1 protein-coding gene and 1 pseudogene are annotated in these 1,835 nt (G+C 71.5%); both read left to right on the top strand.

Features of this window, described 5'->3' with window-relative positions; translation table 11 throughout:
- The first annotated feature begins 31 nt into the window (after nt 1-31).
- Nucleotides 32-1,453 (top strand): cysteine--tRNA ligase, encoded by a 1,422-nt coding sequence (cysS, locus tag I0C86_RS11520; RefSeq protein ID WP_196201219.1) that lies wholly within the window; start codon nt 32-34, stop codon nt 1,451-1,453.
- A pseudogene (locus tag I0C86_RS11515) lies at nt 1,453-1,835 on the top strand (23S rRNA (guanosine(2251)-2'-O)-methyltransferase RlmB); the annotation flags it as partial. The gene cysS and the pseudogene I0C86_RS11515, both read left to right, overlap by 1 nt.

Raw genomic sequence — 1,835 nt, 5'->3', positions numbered from 1 at the left:
CCAGGACAGGCTCGGTCGGTACCCTTGGACGGTGACGCTACGCATGTATGACACCGCCACCCGATCGGTGCGGGACTTTGTCCCGAAGGAGGCCGGCAAGGTGGGGATCTACCTGTGTGGTCTCACCGTGCAGTCCGTGCCACACATCGGCCACCTTCGCGGCGGCGTCAACTACGACGTGCTGCGTCGCTGGTTGACGCGGAGCGGGTTCGAGGTGACCTTCATCCGCAACGTCACCGACGTCGACGACAAGATCCTCGTCAAGTCGATCGACCAGCAGCGCCCCTTCTGGTCGATCGCGTACGCCAACGAGGTGATCCTCGGCGCCGCCTACCGCAGCCTCAACGTGCTGCCACCGACGTACGAGCCCCGGGCGACGGGACACATCCCGGAGATGCACGAGCTGATCAAGAAGCTGATCGCGGACGGGCACGCCTACCAGGCCGACGACGGCTCGGGCGATGTCTACTTCGACGTCCGGTCGTACCCGGAATATGGCGCGCTGTCGGGTCAGCGGCCGGACGCGACGCAGACGCAGATCGCCGAGGAGGCCGCGGAGCGCGGCAAGCGGGACCCGCACGACTTCGCGCTCTGGAAGGGCGTGAAGCCGTCGGAGCCGGCGGACGCGGCCTGGCCGTCGCCGTGGGGGCCGGGGCGTCCCGGCTGGCACATCGAATGCTCGGCGATGTGCTGGCGCTACCTCGGTGCCGAGTTCGACATCCACGGCGGCGGGCTCGACCTGACCTTTCCGCACCACGAGAACGAACTGGCCCAGTCCAGGGCCGCCGGCCTGCCGTTCGCCCGGTACTGGGTGCACCACGGCCTGCTCAACCTCGGCGAGGCCAAGATGAGCAAGTCGCTGGGGAACGTCGTCGACCTCGACCACGTGGTCTCGATCGGCATCCGACCGGTCGAGCTGCGCTACTACCTCGTGGCGTCGCACTACCGGTCCCGGATCGACTACTCGGACGAGTCGCTGCGGGAGTCCGCCGTGGCGTACCGGCGGATCGAAGGATTCGTACGCCGGGCCGTCGAGCGGGTCGGCGCCGGAACGGTCGGCGACGTTCCCGCCGCCTTCGCCGAGGCGCTCGACGACGACCTCAACACCTCCGCCGCGATCGCCGTGCTGCACGAGACGGTCCGGGAGGGGCAGGTCGGCCTGGCCGCCGGCGACGACGAGGTGACCCTGGCCACGCTGGGACAGGCGCGGGCGATGCTCGCCGTGCTCGGCGTCGACCCCCTCGACGTAGCCTGGGCGGGTGCCGGGCAGGATGGTGACCTGCGGGCCGTGGTCGACTCGCTGGTGGCGCTGGCCCTGGAGCAGCGGGCGCAGGCCCGCAGTCGTAAGGACTGGGCCGCCGCCGACTCGGTGCGTGACCAGCTCAAGCATGCCGGCGTGGTGGTCGAAGACACCCCGCACGGCCCGCGTTGGACGATCGGAGAACAGGACTGATGGCCGGAAACTCGCAGCGTCGGGGTCGGCGGGTCACCCCGAAGAGGGGCGCCGCGACCGGCTCCGGCGGCAAGAACCGGGGCAGCCTCGCGGGCCGGGGCAGGACGCTGCCCGCCGACGAGCGCCCGTGGCACAAGGGCTACTCCGGCACCGAGGACCTGCCCCGACGTACCGCCTGGAAGCAGGAGAAGGAGCGTCGGAGCGCCGCCGAGGAGGGCCGGGCGCCCAAGATCGGCGCCCCGGGTACCAAGGACACCACCTGGGGTGCCGGCGGTGGCAGCGCGAAGAAGAAGGGCGGCCGGCCGGGGGTCACCGCCGGACGGGGCGCCGCCAGCGCGGGACGGGGCGCCGCCAGTGCCGGGCGGGGCGCCGGGGGTCGTAC

Origin of the sequence: Plantactinospora alkalitolerans (genome assembly GCF_015690345.1) — a bacterium.
In the GTDB taxonomy this organism is placed as follows: Bacteria; Actinomycetota; Actinomycetes; order Mycobacteriales; family Micromonosporaceae; genus Plantactinospora; species Plantactinospora alkalitolerans.
This window is presented reverse-complemented; position numbering and strand designations above follow the sequence as displayed.